Below are 17,665 nucleotides of genomic sequence, written 5' to 3'. Positions count from 1 at the left end.
GAATATAGCCCACAATCGACGCCGACCTGAGCGCCCATGTCGCGGACGCATGAATTGCACACGTAACGGGGCATTGCCAGGAGACAACTGCTCAGACCCAGAAAGGCCCTCATGCCCGGATATTCCGACCCCGGTTTCGACACCCTCGCGCTGCACGCCGGCGCCGCGCCCGACCCCGCCACCGGCGCGCGGGCGGTGCCGATCCACCTGACCACCTCCTTCGTCTTCGAGTCGAGCGACCACGCGGCGGCCCTGTTCAACCTGGAGCGCGCGGGCCACGTGTATTCGCGCATCAGCAACCCGACCAACGCCGTGCTGGAGCAGCGCGTTTCGGCGCTCGAAGGCGGCATTGGCGCCATCGCCACCGCCAGCGGGCAGGCGGCGCTGCACCTGTCGGTGGCCACGCTGATGGGCGCGGGCTCGCACATCGTGGCCAGCACGGCCTTGTATGGCGGCTCGCAGAACCTGCTGCACTACACGATGCGCCGCTTCGGCATCGACACCACCTTCGTGAAGCCCGGCGACCTCGACGGCTGGCGCGCCGCGGTACGCCCCGAGACCAAGCTGTTCTTCGGCGAGACCGTGGGCAACCCCGGGCTCGACGTGCTCGACATTCCGGCGGTGAGCGACATCGCCCACGAAGCCGGCGTGCCGCTGCTGGTCGATTCGACCCTCACCTCGCCCTACCTGATCAAGCCCTTCGACTGGGGCGCCGACCTGGTCTATCACTCGGCCACCAAGTTCCTGTCGGGCCACGGCACGGTGATCGGCGGGGTGGTGGTCGACGGCGGCAGCTTCGACTGGGAAAAGTCCGGCAAATTCGCCGAGCTGACGCAGGCCTACGACGGCTTCCACAACATGGTGTTCAGCGAGGAAAGCACCGTCGGCGCCTTCCTGCTGCGCGCCCGCCGCGAGGGCCTGCGCGACTTCGGCGCCTCGATGAGCCCGCACACGGCCTGGCTGATCCTGCAGGGCATCGAGACGCTGCCGCTGCGCATGGAACGGCACATCGACAACACGCAGAAGGTGGTCGAGTTCCTGTCAACTCACCCGTTCGTGTCGCGCGTGGGACATCCGCTGATCGAATCGCACCCGAGCCACGTGCTCGCGCAGAAACTGCTGCGCCACGGAGCGCGCGGCGCGGGCGCGGTGTTCAGCTTCGACATCAAGGGCAGCCGCGCGCAGGGCAAGGCTTTCATCGAAGCGCTGAAGCTCTTCAGCCACCTGGCCAACGTGGGCGACTGCCGCAGCCTGGTCATCCACCCCGCGAGCACCACGCACTTCCGCATGACCGACGAGGCGCTGGCGGGTGCGGGCATCTCTCAGGGGACGATTCGCCTGTCTATCGGGCTGGAAGACCCGGCCGACCTGATCGACGACCTGAAGCGTGCGCTCAAGGCCGCGGAAAAGGCGGGCGCCTGACATGAACTACACCGTCAACGGCCACACCACCTACTGCTACACCGGCGGCAAGCCCTTCGATGCGGCCAAGCCCACCGTGGTGTTCATTCACGGCGTGCTCAACGACCACAGCGTGTGGATCCTGCAAAGCCGCTGGTTCGCCAACCACGGCTGGAACGTGCTCGCAGTCGACCTGCCGGGCCACTGCAAGAGCGAAGGCCCGCCGCCCGCCAGCGTGGAAGACGCGGCGCAATTCATCATTGCGCTGCTCGACGCGGCCGGCGTGCAGAAGGCCGCGCTGATCGGCCACAGCTTCGGCTCGCTGATCGCACTCGAAACGGCTTCGCGCGCACCCGACCGCATCACGCACCTCGCGATGGTCGGCACGGCCTACCCGATGGTGGTGTCGCCCGCGCTGCTCGAAAGCTCGGTGAGCGACCCGCAGCGCGCCATCGCGATGGTCAACACCTTCTCGCACTCGCTGCTGGCGCCGCCGCCCTCCTCGCTCGGGCCGGGCACCTGGCTCTACGGCAGCTCGCGCGCGCTGATGCGCCGTGTGCTCGCAAGCAACCGCGATGCGAACGTGTTCCACATCGGTTTCAAGGCCTGCAATGACTACGCCAACGGCGAGGCCGCGATGGAGAAGGTGCAGTGCCCGGTGCTGTTCCTGCTCGGCGACGCCGACCAGATGACGCCGCCGCGCGCCACCAAGGCGCTGGTGGGCAAGGCCCGCAACGCCAAGGTGGTGACGGTGCACGCCGGCCACTCGCTGATGAGCGAGGCGCCCGATGCGGTGCTGTTCGCGCTGCGCGACTTCGCGACAGCCTGAGCAGGCACGCTCTTATTCCGCCGCGATCCCCGCGCGGTGTGCGAGCGCACGGTAGCGCGAGATCTCGCCCTCCATCTGCGTACGGAAGGCCGCCGCGCCAATGGCCACCGGCTCCATGCCCTGCGCTCGCAGTTGCGCCTGCAGCGCAGGGTTACCCATGGTCGCGGTGACCGCACGGGCGAGCTTGTCGATCACTGGCGCCGGGGTTCGGGCTGGCGCGGCAAAGCCGTACCAAGCATCGAATGTGGCGTCGGGCAGGCCCTGCTCGGCCAGCGTGCGCACTTCGGGCAGCATGCTGGAGCGCGTCGCGCCCACGATGCCCAGCGCGCGGAGCTTGCCCGAGCGCACGTGCGGCGCCACGGCGGCCACGGTGTCGATGCCGATCTCGATCTCGCCGCCGATCACCGCCATCGAACTCTGGCTGCTGCCTTTGTACGGAATGTCCTGAAGCTGGATGCCGGCCGCCAGCGCGAGCAGTTCGCCAGCCAGGTGCGGGCCCGAACCCGAGCCGAAGGTGGCGTAGCGGATGCTCTTCGGCTTGGCCTTGGCTGCGGCGATGAGCTCGGGCAGCGAGTGCCACGGCGTGCCCTTGCCCACCACCAGCACCAGCGGCGTGCGCGCCACGATAGCGATGGGCGCCAGGTCGCGCACCGGGTCATACGGCAGCTTGGCGCGCAGGGCCGGGTTCACGCTGTAGCTGGTAGAGCCCGAGAGCAGCAGCGTGTAGCCGTCGGGCGCGGCCTTGGCGACCGCGTCGGTGCCGATGATGGTGGAGGCGCCGGGCTTGTTGTCGACCACGATGGGCTGGCCCAGATGCTCCGACAGCGTCTGCCCCATCGCCCGCGCCACGATGTCGGTGCCGCCGCCCGGAGGAAAGGGCACGACCAGCCTGACGGGCCGATCGGGCCAGGCGCTCTGCGCGAAGGCAGGTGCCTGGGCACCCAGGACGGCGGAAGCGGAAAGCAGCAGGCCGAAGGCGCGACGTGAGATGACAAGGTTCATGGTGCGTATCAGGAAAGGGAAGAAACGGATGGCGGCAGTTGCCCGGCGGACCACGGCGCGAGCCCCGGCTCGCCCAGGTCCCAGTAGAGGCCGGCCATGATCTGCAGGCCCTCGCGCGCCAGCGGCGCGAGCAGGTGCTCGTTGGGCGCGTGCTGCGCGCAGGCCGGGTACGAGTGCGGCACCCACAGCGTGGGCAGCCCCAGCAGGTCGGCGAACACGTCGTTGGGCAACGAGCCCGCAAGGTTGGGCAACAGGTCGACGCGCTGCCCGCTGCTTTGCGCGATGGAGCGGCGCGCCCAGCCCACCCACGGGTTCTCGACATCGAGCCGCGTCGCCGCGCCGGTCAGCGTGATCTGCACCTCGACCTGGCCGAAGCCGTGAGCGTCCAGGTGCGCGCGCACGATCTTCTCCAGGTCTTGCCATGGCGTGCCGACCACGAAGCGCAGCTGGCAATGCGCCACGGCTTCGGAAGGAATCGCGTTGACGGGCCGTTGCGCCGAACCCGCGCCGAGCGCCAGCACCTCGATGGTGTTCCACGCCACCAGCCGCTCGGCCGGGCTCAGGCCGGGCTCGCCCCAGCCCTCGTCGACCGCGGGGTCGTCCGCGCCGCCGCCGATGGCGATGTCGGCCAGCGCATCGCGCACGGCCTGCGTGACCGGCGGCGGGCGCAAGGCTTCGACGAGGATGCGGCCGCGCGCATCCACCAGCGAGGCCACCGCATGGCTGAGCACCGTGCCCGGATTGACGAGCACGCCGCCCCAGTTGCCCGAGTGGTAGCCGCGTGGCCGGGCGCGCAGCCGCAGGCTGAAGTTGACCGCGCCGCGCGAGCCGAGAAACAGCGTGGGCCGCGCGGCGCTCACGCGCGGGCCGTCGCTGGCAATGAACAGGTCGGCACACAGCTTGTCTCGCTCCTGCGCGCACACCGCGTGCAGGCCGGGCGAGGCTGCCTCCTCGCCCATCTCGACGAGCCACGTCATGTTGTAGCCCAGGCGCCCGCCGCGCGCCTCGAGCACGGCAGCAAGGCCTCCGAGGTTGATGCTGTGCTGGCCCTTGTTGTCGGCCGTGCCGCGCCCGTACCAGCGCTCGCCGCGCACGGTCAGCGCCCACGGGGCAAGGCCCTGTTCCCAGTGCGCGTCCTGCCCGCTGACCACGTCGCCGTGGCCGTAGGTCATCACCGTGGGCAGGGCCGGGTCTTCGATGCGGCGCGCGATGAGGAACGGCCCGCCGCCAGGCACCGGGTTGGCGACCACCTCGCAGGCGAAGCCGAGCGCCATGAGGGGCGGGGTCATTTCCTCGCGCAGGTAGGCCTCCAGCGCGGGGGTGGCGGCGCCGGTGTCGCTCTCGGTGCGAAAGGCGACGCGGCGCTGGAGGTCGGCGAAGAAGCCGCCCCCGTCGAAGTAGGCGGCGGCAGCGGCCAGGCTGTCTGTGCGTTGCATGAAGGGCTTCCTTGTCTGTCTGTCCATCGGGTGCAGCAAGTACAAGGCCTGAAGGCCGATGCTTCCAGCATCGTTTTGGCAAGCTACCATTGCCTTGAAGGCAACACCCTGGCGTCATGACTCTCCCGCTTCTCAGCATCCCGATGCGCCACTTCCTCGAAGTGGCGCGCAGCGGTTCGGTCAACCAGGCTGCGGCGCGGCTGTTCGTGGCGTCTTCGGCGGTGAGCCGGCAGATCGCCAAGCTCGAAGACAGCCTGGGCACGCCGCTGTTCGAGCGGCATGCGCGCGGCATGGCACTCACGGCCGCCGGCGAACGGCTGGCCGCACACCTGCGCAATGCGCAGCTCGACATCGAGCAGGTGGTCGAGCAGGTGCGCGACCTCGGCGGGCAGCGCGCACGGCGCATCCGCATGGCCTGCACCGAGGGCTTCGCGGGGCATTTCATGCCGCTGGTGATGCGCAGCTTCGAATCCGCGAATCCGGGCTGCCAGCTCGAACTGCACGTGGGCTCGCCCGACGGCGTGAGTGCGCTGCTGGCGCGCGGCGAGACCGACATCGCGCTCAAGTACGTGGTCGCGCCCGAGCCGGGCTTGAAGATAGAACACACGGCCACCGCGCCGGTGTACGCGGTGCTGCGCCCTGACCATCCGCTGGCGCGCCAGCGGATGGTGTCGGTGGCCGACGCGGTGCGCTATCCGCTGGCCGTGGGCGACAGGGGCGTGACCGCGCGCCAGCTGTTCGACCAGGCCTGCAGCCTGCAGGGGCTGCAGTACCACGCGCTCTTCGTGAGCAATTTCTCGTCGGTGCTGCTGCCGTTGCTGCGCACGCCCGACGTGATGTTGTCGGGCCTGCTCACGGTGATGCACCTGATCGACGCGGGCACGGTGGTGGCGCGACCCTTTGCGGAGGCGCCGCTGCAGCAGCGGCAGTTGCAGGTGCTGGCGCTCGAAGGCCGCACGCTGCCGCCGCTGGCGCAGGACTTCGTGCGGCACCTGGTGAGCGCAATCGCCAGCGCGGGCCGGCGCAAGCTGGGGCGGGCGCGGGCTGCTGCGGCCTGAAAAAGCTCTTCAGCCCAGCGCGTTGATGTCCGCCGGATCGAGCAGCACCTTCGGTGCGCCGTTGCGCGCCACGGCCAGCATGGCGCGGCCGATCTTCTCGGTGGTCGTCACCTTGTTCGGCCACAGGCTGTGGGCCAGCCCGAGCACGGGCCTGAGCACGACGATCGCAGCGTCGTAGAGCGGCGTCTTCGAGCGAATGCCATGCAGCGGCTGGATCATGCCGGGGCGGAACATGTAGGCAGCCTTGAACGGCAGGCGCAGCAGGGCGTTTTCGGTGGCGCCCTTCACGCGCGCCCACATGCTGCTGCCGCGCTCGCTGCTGTCGGTGCCGGCGCCCGTCACGTAGGTGAAGGTCATGCCCGGGTTGAGCCGTGCGAGCACGGTGGCAGCGGCCAGCGTCAGGTCGTAGGTGATGCGCTTGTACTCTGGCTCCTTCATGCCGACCGACGACACGCCGAGGCAGAAGAAGCAGGCGTCGAAGCCCTGCAGCTGCGGCTCGATGGCGCTGTAGTCGTACATGTCCTTGTGCACCAGGTCGCGCAGCCTGGGATGCTGCTGACCCGTGGCATTGCGGCCGACCGCGACGACGCTCTCGACGTCGGGCGCTAGAAGACACTCGCGCAGCACGCCCTGCCCCACCATGCCGGTGGCGCCGAAGATCAGGATTTTCATGGAAGGGGCTTCCGGTCAGACCGTGAAGACGGTCGGCTTCTTGTTGAGCACGGCGAGCAGCAGGTCGACGTCGAAGCTCGAAGGCTTTGGCGGCTGCAGCGCGGAGAGCATGCGCGACAGCGTCTCGGCGTGCGGCAGCAGCGGGCCCAGAAACCGCGTGCCGTCGGCGCCCGCAACCAGCAGGGTCGGGAAGGTCTCTACGTCGAAGGCGTCGGCGATGTCTGCGTGGTCTTCGATGTCGACCCAGGCGAAGCGGAACTGCGGATGCGCGCGCGCCACCTCTTCGAGCAGCGGCCGGTAGTCGCGGCAGGTGCCGCACCATTCGGCGCAAAGGCACACGACCCACGGCGCATCGTTGCTGGCCGGCTCGACGGATTCGGGGGTGCTTGGAAGGGCGCTCAAGGCTGATGCGTCGGTGGTGTGATCGGAAGGCCGGGGTGGTGCGGCCGGAAGGTCGTGGCTATTATGGACAAAGCCCCCGCCCAACGGGATTCGGGGGGCACAGGAGACTCCACGATGAACACCACGACTGCCTCACGATCTGCCGTCGATCCGCGCCAATTCAAGAGCTTTGCGGAGTTCTATCCGTTCTACCTGACCGAGCACGCCAACATCACCTGCAGGCGGCTGCATTTCGCGGGCTCGACGATCTCTCTGCTGTGCCTGGTGGCGCTGGTGGTCACACTCAACCCGCTGTGGCTGCTGGCCGGGCTGGTGGCGGGCTACGGCTTTGCCTGGATCGGGCACTTCGGGTTCGAGAAGAACAAGCCGGCCTCGTTCAAGCGGCCGCTTTACTCCTTCATGGGCGACTGGGCGATGTACCGCGACATCTGGCTCGGTCGGGTGAAGATCTAGATCAGGAGCACGTCGCCCAGGCGCAGCGAGCGCAGCGGACCCTTCTGCCAGAGGTCTTCGAGCGGCTCGGCCTGTGGCATCAGCAGTTCCTTCAGCAGCGGCTCGATGGGCGTCGATGGGTCCGCGAGCATCACGTAGCGCGGGTCTTCGTTGGCGGGCTCTTCCGCCAGCGGTGCGATCCAGTCGAGCGCCACCAGCGTTTCGAGCACCGGCGCCAGTTGCAGCGCATCGACCCGCATGCGCGTGACCAGTTCGGTCGCGCCCATGCCCTTGGCCGGCGTGGCCTGCGCGCGGGCCAGGTGCTGCAGCGCTTCCATTGCCAGTTGCAAGGGCCAGCCGGCAGTGCCACCGCGCCGTGCCACGCCCGTGAGCAGGCTCGGCAAGTAGGCCGCGATGACCGCGCCGAGCAGCACGATCACCCAGGCCACGTAGATCCACACCAGCAGGATCGGCACCGTGGCAAAGGCGCCGTACAGCACCGAATAGGTCGGCACCAGGCTCAGGTAGTAGGCCAGCACGCGCTTGGCGATTTCGATGGCGGCCGCCACGAAAATGCCGCCGGCCCAGGCATGCGACCAGCGCACATTGGTGTTGGGCACGTAGTGGTACAGCGAGGTCATGCCGACCGCGAGCAGCGCGAACTCGAAGGTGTCGAAGAACAGCTTGACCATGCCGCGCCCCACCACGTCGCTGGTGGCAGAGACCACGTACGAAGTGGTCGACAGGCTCACCGCAAGGATGATCGGCCCCAGCGTGATGGCCGCCCAGTAAATGAGCACCCGCTGCGCGAACGGCCGCGGCGAGCGCACGCGCCAGATGTTGTTGAGCGTCTTGTCGATGGTGAGGATCAGCGCGATGGCGGTGATCAGCAGCACGATCAGGCCCGCGATGCCCAGCCCGCTGGCCTTGCTCGCGAACTGGTTCAGGTAGCCCAGCACCTGCCGCGCGATGTTGTCGGGAATCAGGCTCTCGATGAGCCAGCGCTGCAGGCGGCCCTGCATCTTCGCGAACATCGGGAACACGGTGAACAGCGCCAGCGCCACGGTGAAGAACGGCACCATCGCGATGGTGGTGGTGAAGGTCAGGCTGCTGGCCGTGAGGCCGAGCCGGTCTTCGCGAAAACGCTCGCCCAGCACCGCTGCGGTGTTGCGCCACGGAAAGCGCGAAAGATCCCTCCAGAGTTGCCTGCGATTCATGGCGGCTATCATGCCATCCGCTCTTTTTGTCGCCGCTGGCCGCCTGCCGGGCGCTCCCTTCTCTTCGCCGCCCAACGTGTCCGACACTCCGCTCCCGCCCTCCTCCGTTCGCGCGACCCGCTGGGCCGCCGTGGGCAGCCTCGTCGGCCTCATCGTGCTGGGCCTGGCCTGGGAGCTGTGGCTGGCGCCGCTGCGCCCGGGTGGCTCGCTGCTGGCGCTGAAGGTGCTGCCGCTCGTCATTCCGCTCGCGGGTCTGTGGAAGAACCGCATGTACACCTACCGCTGGGTCAGCCTGATGATCTGGCTCTATTTCACCGAGGGCGTGGTGCGCGCCTGGAGCGACACCAACGGCGTGGGCCAGGTGCTCGCGCTCGTCGAGGTGCTGCTGTGCCTCGTGCTCTTCGCGGCCTGCGCATGGCATGTGCGGCTGCGCCTGCGCCACGCCAAGAACGCTGCCCGCCAACTGGAGGCTTCCGCCCAATGACCACTGCTGCTTCTTCTTCCCTGATCGATCAACTGCGCGCCATCGTCGGCGCGGCGAACGTGCTGAACGAGGGCGACCTCACTGCCTACGAGCAGGACTGGCGCAAGCGCGCGCGCGGCAAGTCGCTGGCCGTGGTGCGGCCCGGCAGCACGCAGCAGGTGGCCGATGTGGTCAAGGCCTGTGCGGCCGCCGGCACCGCCATCATTCCGCAGGGCGGCAACACCGGCTTGGCAGTCGGCTCCATTCCGGACGAGAGCGGCACGCAGGTGGTGCTGAGCCTGCAGCGGCTGAACGCGATCCGCACCATCGACGGCGCCAACCTCACGATGACAGTCGAGGCCGGCTGCATCCTTCAAACGCTGCAGGAGACGGCCGAGAAGGCCGGCTTCCTCTTCCCGCTGAGCCTCGCGGCCGAAGGCAGCTGCACCATCGGCGGCAACCTCGCGACGAACGCGGGCGGCACGCAGGTGGTTCGCTACGGCAACACGCGCGAGCTGTGCCTGGGCCTCGAAGTGGTCACGCCGCAGGGCGAGATCTGGGAAGGCACCAGCGGCCTGCGCAAGGACAACACCGGCTACGACCTGCGCGACCTCGTCATCGGCAGCGAAGGCACGCTCGGCATCATCACCGCCGCGACCATGAAGCTCTACCCGCTGCCGGCCGCGCAGCTCACGGCCTGGGCCGCGGTGCCCTCGCTCGACCACGCGGTCACGCTGCTGGGCCTCGCGCACAAGCACCTGGGCTCGGGCCTCACGGGCTTCGAGGTGATGGGCAAGTTTGCGCTGAGCCTGGTCGACAAGCACATGCCGCAGCTGCGCGTGCCCTTCATCAAGGATGAGGCCGTGCCGTACTGCGTGCTGCTGGAAAACTCCGACAGCGAATCCGAAGACCATGCGCGTGCGCGCTTCGAGGCGCTGCTCGAAACCGCCTTCGAAGACGGCTGCGTCTCCGACGCGGTGGTGGCCGAGAACCTCACGCAGGCGCACCAGCTGTGGCACATCCGCGAGAGCATTCCGCTCGCGCAGGCCGAGGAAGGCCTGAACATCAAGCACGACATCTCGATTCCCGTGTCGCGCATTCCGGCCTTCGTGCAAGAAACCGACGCGCTGCTGGCACGCGAGATCGCCGGCGTGCGGCTGGTGAATTTCGGCCACCTGGGCGACGGCAACCTGCACTACAACGTGCAGGCGCCGGAGAACATCGACACCAAGGCGTTCCTGAAGAACGAGGAAGAGCGCATCAACACGCTGGTGTACGACGCGGTCGAGAAGTTCGGCGGCTCGTTCTCGGCCGAGCATGGCGTGGGCTCGCTCAAGGTCGACAAGCTTGAGAAGCACAAGTCGCCGGTGGCGCTGGAGATGATGCGGGCGATCAAGCGCGGGCTCGATCCGAAGAACATCCTGAACCCGGGTCGCGTGATCCGGGTCTAGCCTGGCGGCCCGCGTTCAGTCGAGCCCGGTCTTCCCTGGTGCCCAGTAGGCCTTGGCCTTGGCCTTGATGCGCCGCGCCTCGACGCCCTGCGCCTTCAGCGCCCGACTCACCTGCTGGATCGACGCGGCCTTGGCGGTCAGCACATAGTGCGTGCTGCCTTCCATGGGCGGCACCATCGCGGCCTGCGGCAACGCCGCGAGAACCTGACCAGTTAGTTTCGACAGCCAGTGGCAAAAGTGGCAAAGGCGGCTCATCCGCGACGCGCCACAGTCATGTCTTCGGCTAACAATTCAGTGATACACTCCAATAAGAATAGTTCTTATTCACCCCTCCCGGGGATTTTCAAAACCAAATGCTTCTGCGGCCAGCTCGCCTCTTCCCACGTGGAAGTCGAGGCGAATCCGTCGGTGCGTTCTGGCGAACGACCCCGGGGTCCATCGTCGATGCTTGCGAGAAGGCGGCCGGATGCGCGACCTCGTTCAGGAACTGGTAGCTCACTATGCGGACTTGCGCCGGCAGCTCACTCGCGACCTGAGAGATCCGCACTACGCGGCCGACATCGCGCAGTCCAGCTTCGAGCGGGTCTATGCGGCATCGCTCAAGACGCGCGGCGGCAATCGCGGCGATGCACTGCCCGATCTGCAGGACGCCGCCTATTCCATCGAATCGCCCCGCGCCCTGCTGTTTCGCGTGGCGCGCAACCTGTGCGTCGACGATGCACGCCGGCGCAAGGTCGCGCAGGAATGGGTCAGCGCGCATGCGGGCATCGGCACGCACCAGACGGCCCAGTCCAGCGAATACGTCGTGGCACAGCAACGGGTGCTGGCGCGGGTGGTCGAAACCATGGAACAACTGCCGCCGCGCCGGCGCGAGGTGTTCCTGTTGTTTCGCGCCTACGGCCACACGCGCGCTGAAATTGCGCAGCGGCTGAACATCACCGAGATGGCCGTGGCCAAGCACCTGCTGCGCGCCACCATCGATTGCTCGCGCGTGTTCGCCGAACTGCGCTCGGAACTGATCGAGCCGCAGGTCGTGCTGAGCCGGCCGGGCTTCGACGCAGCATTGGCCGAAGACTTCTCGTGAGCGGCGGCAGCATGGCGGCAAGCGCTCCTCCGCGCGAACGGCTGATCGAGCGCGCGCTCGCGCTGATCGTCGAAGGAGAGATCGCAACCGGCGAGGCCGCAGGCCAAGCCCGCGCGTTGCTCAACCAGTGGCGCGGCAAATCGGCGGAACATGCGGCGGCCGTGCAGGAGGCACGCGAGCGCTGGGACGCACTCGGCGGCATGGCGAACGACTTGCGCGCGCACTTCGACGAACCCGAAGCCGCGCTGATGGCCAACGCAGCCGCCACTGCCGCCGCATCGACGCACCGGCAGCAGCGCCGCAAGATGCTGCTTTCGGTCGCCGCCTTGCTGGGCACCGGCCTGGTCGCGGGCCGGGGCGTGCAATGGTACTGGCAGCAACCCGTGTTCCGCGCAGCCTACGAAACCCGTACCGCGCAGATGCTGAAGGTGACGCTGACCGACGGCCGCAGCGGCGCGCCCGGCAGCCAGCTCGACCTGGCACCGCAGAGCGCGATCGACGTGGCGCTCTATCGCCAGCACCGCGCCGTCGACATGGCGCACGGCGAAGTGCGCTTCGAGGTGGCGCGCGATGCAGACCGCCCTTTCAGGGTCCGCACGCGCGGCGCCACGATCGAAGTGGTCGGCACCGCCTTTACCGTGCGCGACCGTGGCGGCCCGATCACCGTGGGCGTGGAGCATGGCCATGTGCGCGTGCACATGCCGCCGCGCGACGGGTCCACCGGCGCAGAGGCGGAAGTGATCGATCTGCGCATGGGCGACCTGCTTGAAATCGATGACGGCCGTGCCGCCGCAGTGCGGCAAACCGACACGGCCGCCCTGTCCGCGTGGCGCAATGGCTGGCTCGTCTTCGAGAACACGCCGCTCGGCGACGCTCTGGCCGCGGTCAACAGTTATCGTGCGCGGCCCATCGTCAGTACGAGTTCGCGCGTCGACGCGATGCGGCTGTCGGGCCGTTTCCGCACCAACGATTCCGACGGCCTAGTGGCCGCGCTGCCGACGATCCTGCCTCTGGCGGCCGAACCGCAGCCGGACGGCAGCGTGACCCTGCGAACGCGCTGAGTCCTTCGCCGCGTCAAGCGCCGCGCACATTCCCCACGGGGTGGCCGGACTGCACGAGGCCCCATTCCGCCAGCGCGATGTCGAGCGCGCGCAGGTGCCGTGGGTCTTTCCCAAGCCACTGGGCCAGCTCCTCTGTGTTCTGCAAAGTCGGCGAGGCGTGCATGCAAGCGAAAAGCGACGCCGCGGTGCGGACGCATTCATCGGGCACGAGGCAGTGCGCGGCCAACCCGGCGCGCCTCATTCGAGTCCGCCCGTGGGCGGATGAAAATTCCTGCGGCGGCTGACGACCAGGGCGGCGCCCGCCAGTGCCCAAAGGCGCAGGGCACGGTCGAATGCGGGCGGATGCGCCTGGTCTTCCCGCAACCAGTGCGTCAGCTTCAACGCGCCCGTGCGGCATGGATTCTCTCGGAGGTCCATATAGAGACGCCATGCGGTCTCCTCGGCGGACGGCGCCTCCGGATGGTTTTGCGGGGCCACTGCTACTCCAGGCGCTGTGTTGTTGATCCAGGGGGATGATCGTCGAGGCCGATGCGCACCGGGAAATGCCGGCGCGCAGGCGTCTAGAGAAAAAGACGATCCGCGGCCCCGAATGTTCAAGGAGGCCGGCCCAGCGATGCAGGGCCACGAGCGTCAAACGCATTCAGTATGTCCTTCGGCTGCTGCGGCGCTCGTGCACCGGGCCTGCTGCCATCCGCCGCCCATTGCACGGTAGAGCGAAACCCGTGCCTGCAAGCGCGCCATGCGCAACTGGACCGCCAGGTCCTGCGCGGCATACAGGGTGCGCTGCGCGTCGAGCAAGGTCAGCAGTGTCTCGGCGCCCGCACGGTAGCGGGCCTCCGACAGTTCTGCCGCGCGGCGCGCCTCGGCCAGTTCGGCGCCTTGCGCCGTTGCCTGTGCATCGATGGCCGACACGCCGTTCAGCGCAGTCTCCGCATCCGCGAACGCACCGACGATCGCGCCCCGATAGGCGGCCAGCAATTCCTCGCGCTTCGCCTCGGCCAGGCGTTGGCCGCCCGCCAGTCGCCCTCCATCGAAGACCGGCGCGGTCAGGCCGGCAGCCAGGCTGTAGAGCGGGTTGTCGAAGAGCCTGCCGAAGCGGCTCTCTCCGGTGCCTACCGTGGCACTCAGAGACACAGTGGGCAGCAGCGCGGCGCGCGCCGCCAGCACGTTGGCATCGGCCGCAGCCAGATGCGCCTCCGCGCGTGCGATGTCCGGGCGCCGCACCAGCAATGCAGAAGGCGCACCCGCGCCCGCGCCGATGACGGGAACCTGAAGCGCATCGAGCCGCGGCCCCCGCAGTTCGAACGCCGGCGCCGCAGTGCCCAGCAGCAACGCCAGTGCGGTCTCGGCGTCACCCGCCTGCTGATGCAGCGCTGCGAGCGCACGTTGCTGCGCGGCCACCAGACCGCGCTGCTGTGCAAGATCAAGCGGAGACACCGCGCCGGCGCGGCTGCGGGACTCCACCAGCGCCAGCACGCGGCGCGCGTTGTCGAGGTTGCGCGCGGCTATTTCGGTGCGTTCGCGCAGGGCCAGCGCCAGCAGCCAGGTGGCGGCAACATCGGCCGTCACAGTGAGCCGCACCGTGTCGCGGTCGAAGGCGCTTGCGCGCAAGCCTTGCAGCGCTTCGTCGCGCAGCGCGGCATCGCGACCCCACAGGTCGAGTTCATAGCTGGCGGCAAAACCCGCGGCATAGGTGCTGCCGGCAACCGTGGCGTTGCCACCCAGGCGGCCCTCGCGGCTGGCGCCGAGAGTGCCCGTCACCTGCGGCCGCAGCGCCGCGCCGGCGATGCGCGCCCGCGCGTCGGCCTGCCGCACCCGCGCGACAGCAGCCGCGAGATCGTTGCTTTGCGATTGCGCGCGCGCAATCAGTGCATCGAGTTCCGTGCTGCCGAAACTGCGCCACCACTGCGCTTCGACCGGACCCGTGTCGCCGAGTACCTGCGCATGACGCCATGCAGAGGGAAGCCCCACCGCGCGCTCGGCGCGATCGCCATGCAGCGCGCAGCCCGATGACAGCGCCGCGCACAACAAGGCCGCCCACCAGCCGCATCCGGAACGCGTTCGCAGCAACACAGTCATTCCCCCGCCAGCGCCACCACAGGGTCCAGCCGCGCAGCGTTGCGCGCCGGCATGAACCCGAAGATCACGCCCGTCAGCACCGCGCAGCCGAACGCACCCACGCTCGCCGCCAGCGAGAACAGCACCGGCACGCCGGCCAGCATCAGCCCCACGACAATGCCCAGCCCGGCAACGACGCCCACGGTGCCGCCCACCGAAGTCACCAGCACCGCCTCGGTCATGAACTGCCGCAGGATGTCCCGCTGGCGCGCCCCCGTCGCCACGCGAATGCCGATTTCGCGCGTGCGCTCGCGCACCGTCATGAGCATCACGTTCATCACGCCGATGCCGCCCACGATCAGCGACACGATGGCAATCAGCCCCAGCATCAGCGTCATTGCGCGCGCGGTCTCGGTCTGCACGCGCAGCGCCTCGACGCGGTTCCATATCAGCACGTGGCGCCCGGCCTGCTGCCGTTCGAGCTGCGCCTCGATGGCGGTGGCCGTTTCCTGCGCCTTGTCGATGTCGCGCACCTGCACCGCAAGCCACGTCGGGTGAGGATGGCCGTAGACGCGTGTGGCCGCGGAAGACAGCGGCACCACCACCCGGTCGTCCTGGTCCTCGCCGTTGGTGGCGCCCTTCGAAGCTAGCACGCCGACGACCTGGAACGGCACCTTGTCCACCAGGATGTCCTGTCCGACGGGGTCCTGCCCGTCGGCGAACAGGCGCTGGCGCACCGTCTCGCCGATCACCGCAACCTTGGCGATGCGCCGTTCGTCCTCGGCGTCGAACATCACTCCCCGACTCACGCCCCAGCCGAGCACTCGCGAGAAATCGACCGTGGCGCCGCCGCCCTCGGTGAGGTGGTCGATATTGCCGCGGCGCACGACCACCCTGTCCTCGATGTAGGGCGCGACGCCTTCGACATTGGGCAGCGCGCGAACGGCCAGCGCGTCGTCCAGCGTGAGCGGCGCGCTCGGGTTGCGCAGGCTGGCGAGCTGCACGGAAACGAACATGGTGCGGGTGCCGAAGGTCTCGAACTGCGCCATCACCTTGCGCTGCGAGCCGCCGCCGACCGCCAGCATCACGATGACCGAGGCCACGCCGATCACTATGCCCAGCAGCGTGAGCCCGGTGCGGAACCGGTTGCTCCACATCACGCGCCATGCGGCCCGTGTCGCCTCGCGAATGTCGGCAGGCAGCGAGGCGCCGCCAGTGACCGACGGACGACTGAAGACCGGGGCCGGTACGGCAGCGATTGCCGCCGCGCCTTCGCTGGTGTGTTCACCCGAGTCCGCCACGATGCGCCCGTCTCGAATCTCGATGATCCGCCGCGCCTGCGCGGCCACCGAGCGGTCGTGCGTGATGAGGATGATGGTGTGGCCCGCATCTGCCAGTTCGTGCAGCAGCGCCATCACTTCGGCGCCGCTCTTGCTGTCGAGCGCGCCGGTGGGCTCGTCGGCCAGGATGATGCGCCCGCCGTTCATCAGCGCCCGCGCGATGGCCACGCGCTGCTGCTGCCCGCCCGACAGCTGGTGCGGGCGATGGTCGAGCCGCGCGCCCATGTCCAGCCGTTCGAGCAGCGCAGTGGCACGCGCACGCCGCTCGGCCTCCGGCATGCCGGCATAGAGCGCGGGAATTTCCGTGTTCTCGCGCGCCGACTCGCTGGGCACCAGGTGGTAGCCCTGGAAGACGAAACCGAAGGCCTCGCGGCGCAGCCAGGCGAGCGCGTCGGCATCGAAGCTGGCCACGTCCTGGCCGTCGAACAGGTAGCGTCCGGCGCTCGGCCGATCGAGGCAACCCAGGATGTGCATCAGCGTGGACTTGCCTGAGCCCGAAGCACCGACGACGGCCACGAACTCACCCGCGTACAGGCGCAACGAGATGCCATGCAGCACGGTCGTTGCCGGGCTGCCCGCCCCTGCTTCCTTGCCGCCCCGTCCACCGCGCCCGCCGTACGACTTGCGAATGTCCTGCAGCTCGATCAGCGGCCGCGGCGCATCGCCCGGCGCATGCGCCGCGGTCGTCATGGCTTCGAAGCCCTGGCGGCGATGACGATGCGGTCTCCGGCCTGCGCGCCTTCCAGCACCTGCGCGGCGAGCCGGTTGCGCACCCCGACGCGCAGTTGCCGGACCTCGACCTTGCCATCGGGGCGAAGCACGCGCGCCGTGAAGCGGTCGCTGCTGCCGGCCACCGGCACCAGCGCGGCAAGCGGCACCGAAAGCGCGTCCTTCTCGGCGTATTCGACGAAGGCGACCTTGGCCGTCATCTGCGGCATGAGCTCGCCGTCGGCGTTGTCGACATCGAACAGCGCCGTATAGACCACCACCTTGCTCGCTGCAGCGGAAGGCTTGGCGCTGCTGTCGCTGCCCGTCTTGCTCTCGGGCACTGGCGGCGCGGGCAGCAGCTGGCGCACGTGGCCCTGCCAACGGCGCTGGCTCTCGCCGAGCGTGGTGAAGTAGACCGGCATGCCGGTCTTGATGCGCCGCACGTCGGCCTCGGAAACCTCCGACCACACCGTCATCGAAGACAGGTCTGCAATGCGCAGCACATTGGGCGTCTGGTAGGTCGCGTTCAGCGTCTGGCCCTCGCGCGCCTCCACCGACACGACGGTGCCGGCCATCGGCGCGTAGATGCTGGTGTAGCCGAGGCGGGCCTCGTCGGCCTTCAGCGTCGCCTGGGTCTGTGCGATCTGCGCCTCGAGCTGTCTAACGCGCGCACCGGCCGACGCCAGCGCGGCTTGCGCGGCCTGCACGTCCTCGTCCCGCGTGGCGCCGTCGGCAGCCATCTGGCGTTGCCTCGCATGCTGCTGCTGCGCCAGCACGTGCTGGGCCTGCTGGTCGTCGCGCTGTGCGCGCAGCCCGGCCAGCGAGGCACGGCCCGCGTCGACCGTGGCCCGCTGCACGCTGGGATCGATCTCCACCAGCAACTGCCCCCGCTTGACGACGTCGCCCGGCTGCACATGCAGCCGAAGAATCTGCCCGGAGACCTGCGCACCCACGTCCACGTAGTGCCGCGGCTGCAGCACCCCGAGTGCCGAGACGCTGGACTCGATGGTGCCGCGCACCACCGGCACGGAGTCGACGTCCATCGCCTCGC

General features: G+C 68.9%; 19 protein-coding genes. 8 read left to right on the top strand and 11 right to left on the bottom strand.

Going from position 1 to position 17,665, the window contains the following annotated elements; translation table 11 throughout:
- Nucleotides 1-111 precede the first annotated feature (111 nt).
- Together NWF24_RS08640 and NWF24_RS08635 are read left to right on the top strand one after the other, a co-directional pair.
- Nucleotides 112-1,422, top strand: coding sequence for an O-acetylhomoserine aminocarboxypropyltransferase (locus NWF24_RS08640; protein ID WP_093051563.1), 1,311 nt, complete (start codon nt 112-114; stop codon nt 1,420-1,422).
- Between the two features lies 1 nt (nt 1,423).
- Nucleotides 1,424-2,230 carry an alpha/beta fold hydrolase gene (locus tag NWF24_RS08635; RefSeq protein WP_258353827.1) on the top strand — a complete coding sequence of 269 codons (807 nt, stop codon included), beginning with the start codon at nt 1,424-1,426 and terminating at the stop codon, nt 2,228-2,230.
- Between the two features lie 12 nt (nt 2,231-2,242).
- Here the strand turns inward: NWF24_RS08635 and NWF24_RS08630 are convergent, their stop codons facing one another.
- Complete coding sequence (locus tag NWF24_RS08630; protein WP_258353826.1) at nt 2,243-3,232, bottom strand: Bug family tripartite tricarboxylate transporter substrate binding protein; 990 nt, start codon at nt 3,230-3,232, stop codon at nt 2,243-2,245.
- 8 nt (nt 3,233-3,240) lie between these two features.
- Entirely contained in the window at nt 3,241-4,668 is a 1,428-nt protein-coding gene (locus NWF24_RS08625) for a M20 family metallopeptidase (RefSeq protein WP_258353825.1), read from the bottom strand.
- Between the two features lie 116 nt (nt 4,669-4,784).
- Here NWF24_RS08625 and NWF24_RS08620 point away from each other — a divergent pair, with 116 nt between their 5' ends.
- Nucleotides 4,785-5,726, top strand: coding sequence for a LysR family transcriptional regulator (locus tag NWF24_RS08620; RefSeq protein WP_258353824.1), 942 nt, complete (start codon nt 4,785-4,787; stop codon nt 5,724-5,726).
- A gap of 9 nt (nt 5,727-5,735) precedes the next feature.
- Here NWF24_RS08620 and NWF24_RS08615 read toward each other — a convergent pair whose 3' ends face one another.
- A complete protein-coding gene (locus tag NWF24_RS08615) occupies nt 5,736-6,398 on the bottom strand; it encodes an NAD-dependent epimerase/dehydratase family protein (RefSeq protein ID WP_258353823.1) in 663 nt (220 codons plus the stop codon).
- 15 nt (nt 6,399-6,413) lie between these two features.
- Nucleotides 6,414-6,800, bottom strand: a complete 387-nt coding sequence (locus NWF24_RS08610) for a thioredoxin family protein (RefSeq protein WP_258353822.1) — start codon at nt 6,798-6,800, stop codon at nt 6,414-6,416.
- A gap of 114 nt (nt 6,801-6,914) precedes the next feature.
- On the opposite strand from NWF24_RS08610, the gene NWF24_RS08605 reads away from it, so the two are divergent.
- Nucleotides 6,915-7,253 carry an Mpo1-like protein gene (locus NWF24_RS08605; RefSeq protein ID WP_258353821.1) on the top strand — a complete coding sequence of 113 codons (339 nt, stop codon included), beginning with the start codon at nt 6,915-6,917 and terminating at the stop codon, nt 7,251-7,253.
- Here the strand turns inward: NWF24_RS08605 and NWF24_RS08600 are convergent.
- Nucleotides 7,250-8,461, bottom strand: a complete 1,212-nt coding sequence (locus tag NWF24_RS08600; protein ID WP_258353820.1) for a YihY family inner membrane protein — start codon at nt 8,459-8,461, stop codon at nt 7,250-7,252. The two genes, NWF24_RS08605 and NWF24_RS08600, sit on opposite strands and share 4 nt — an antisense overlap.
- On the opposite strand from NWF24_RS08600, the gene NWF24_RS08595 reads away from it, so the two are divergent.
- Together NWF24_RS08595 and NWF24_RS08590 are read left to right on the top strand one after the other, a co-directional pair.
- On the top strand, nt 8,460-8,933 hold the full coding sequence (locus NWF24_RS08595) for a DUF2069 domain-containing protein (protein WP_258353819.1): 474 nt from the start codon (nt 8,460-8,462) through the stop codon (nt 8,931-8,933). The two genes, NWF24_RS08600 and NWF24_RS08595, sit on opposite strands and share 2 nt — an antisense overlap.
- Nucleotides 8,930-10,363 (top strand): FAD-binding oxidoreductase, encoded by a 1,434-nt coding sequence (locus tag NWF24_RS08590; protein ID WP_258353818.1) that lies wholly within the window; start codon nt 8,930-8,932, stop codon nt 10,361-10,363. The genes NWF24_RS08595 and NWF24_RS08590 overlap by 4 nt, the downstream gene beginning before the upstream one ends.
- Before the next feature lie 15 nt (nt 10,364-10,378).
- On the opposite strand, the gene NWF24_RS08585 is transcribed toward NWF24_RS08590, so the two are convergent.
- Nucleotides 10,379-10,528, bottom strand: coding sequence for a hypothetical protein (locus NWF24_RS08585; protein WP_258353817.1), 150 nt, complete (start codon nt 10,526-10,528; stop codon nt 10,379-10,381).
- Nucleotides 10,529-10,829: 301 nt separating this feature from the next.
- Here NWF24_RS08585 and NWF24_RS08580 point away from each other — a divergent pair, with 301 nt between their 5' ends.
- Together NWF24_RS08580 and NWF24_RS08575 are read left to right on the top strand one after the other, a co-directional pair.
- Nucleotides 10,830-11,447, top strand: a complete 618-nt coding sequence (locus NWF24_RS08580) for an RNA polymerase sigma factor (protein ID WP_258353816.1) — start codon at nt 10,830-10,832, stop codon at nt 11,445-11,447.
- Complete coding sequence (locus NWF24_RS08575; protein WP_258353815.1) at nt 11,444-12,508, top strand: FecR family protein; 1,065 nt, start codon at nt 11,444-11,446, stop codon at nt 12,506-12,508. Before NWF24_RS08580 ends, NWF24_RS08575 begins: the two co-directional genes overlap by 4 nt.
- 13 nt (nt 12,509-12,521) lie before the next feature.
- Here NWF24_RS08575 and NWF24_RS08570 read toward each other — a convergent pair whose 3' ends face one another.
- The 5 genes from NWF24_RS08570 to NWF24_RS08550 form a co-directional block, all read right to left on the bottom strand.
- Nucleotides 12,522-12,653: a hypothetical protein gene (locus tag NWF24_RS08570; RefSeq protein WP_258353814.1), complete on the bottom strand. Its 132-nt coding sequence runs from the start codon at nt 12,651-12,653 to the stop codon at nt 12,522-12,524.
- Between the two features lie 92 nt (nt 12,654-12,745).
- Nucleotides 12,746-12,985: a hypothetical protein gene (locus tag NWF24_RS08565; RefSeq protein ID WP_258353813.1), complete on the bottom strand. Its 240-nt coding sequence runs from the start codon at nt 12,983-12,985 to the stop codon at nt 12,746-12,748.
- 153 nt (nt 12,986-13,138) lie between these two features.
- Nucleotides 13,139-14,587: an efflux transporter outer membrane subunit gene (locus NWF24_RS08560; protein ID WP_258353812.1), complete on the bottom strand. Its 1,449-nt coding sequence runs from the start codon at nt 14,585-14,587 to the stop codon at nt 13,139-13,141.
- Nucleotides 14,584-16,596 (bottom strand): ABC transporter permease, encoded by a 2,013-nt coding sequence (locus NWF24_RS08555; protein WP_258353811.1) that lies wholly within the window; start codon nt 16,594-16,596, stop codon nt 14,584-14,586. Before NWF24_RS08555 ends, NWF24_RS08560 begins: the two co-directional genes overlap by 4 nt.
- On the bottom strand, nt 16,593-17,657 hold the full coding sequence (locus NWF24_RS08550) for an efflux RND transporter periplasmic adaptor subunit (protein ID WP_258353810.1): 1,065 nt from the start codon (nt 17,655-17,657) through the stop codon (nt 16,593-16,595). Before NWF24_RS08550 ends, NWF24_RS08555 begins: the two co-directional genes overlap by 4 nt.
- Nucleotides 17,658-17,665 lie beyond the last annotated feature (8 nt).

The organism is Variovorax paradoxus (assembly GCF_024734665.1).
GTDB lineage: Bacteria > Pseudomonadota > Gammaproteobacteria > Burkholderiales > Burkholderiaceae_C > Variovorax.
Note: the sequence above shows the minus strand (reverse complement) of the source record. Positions and strands in the feature narration are given on the sequence as shown.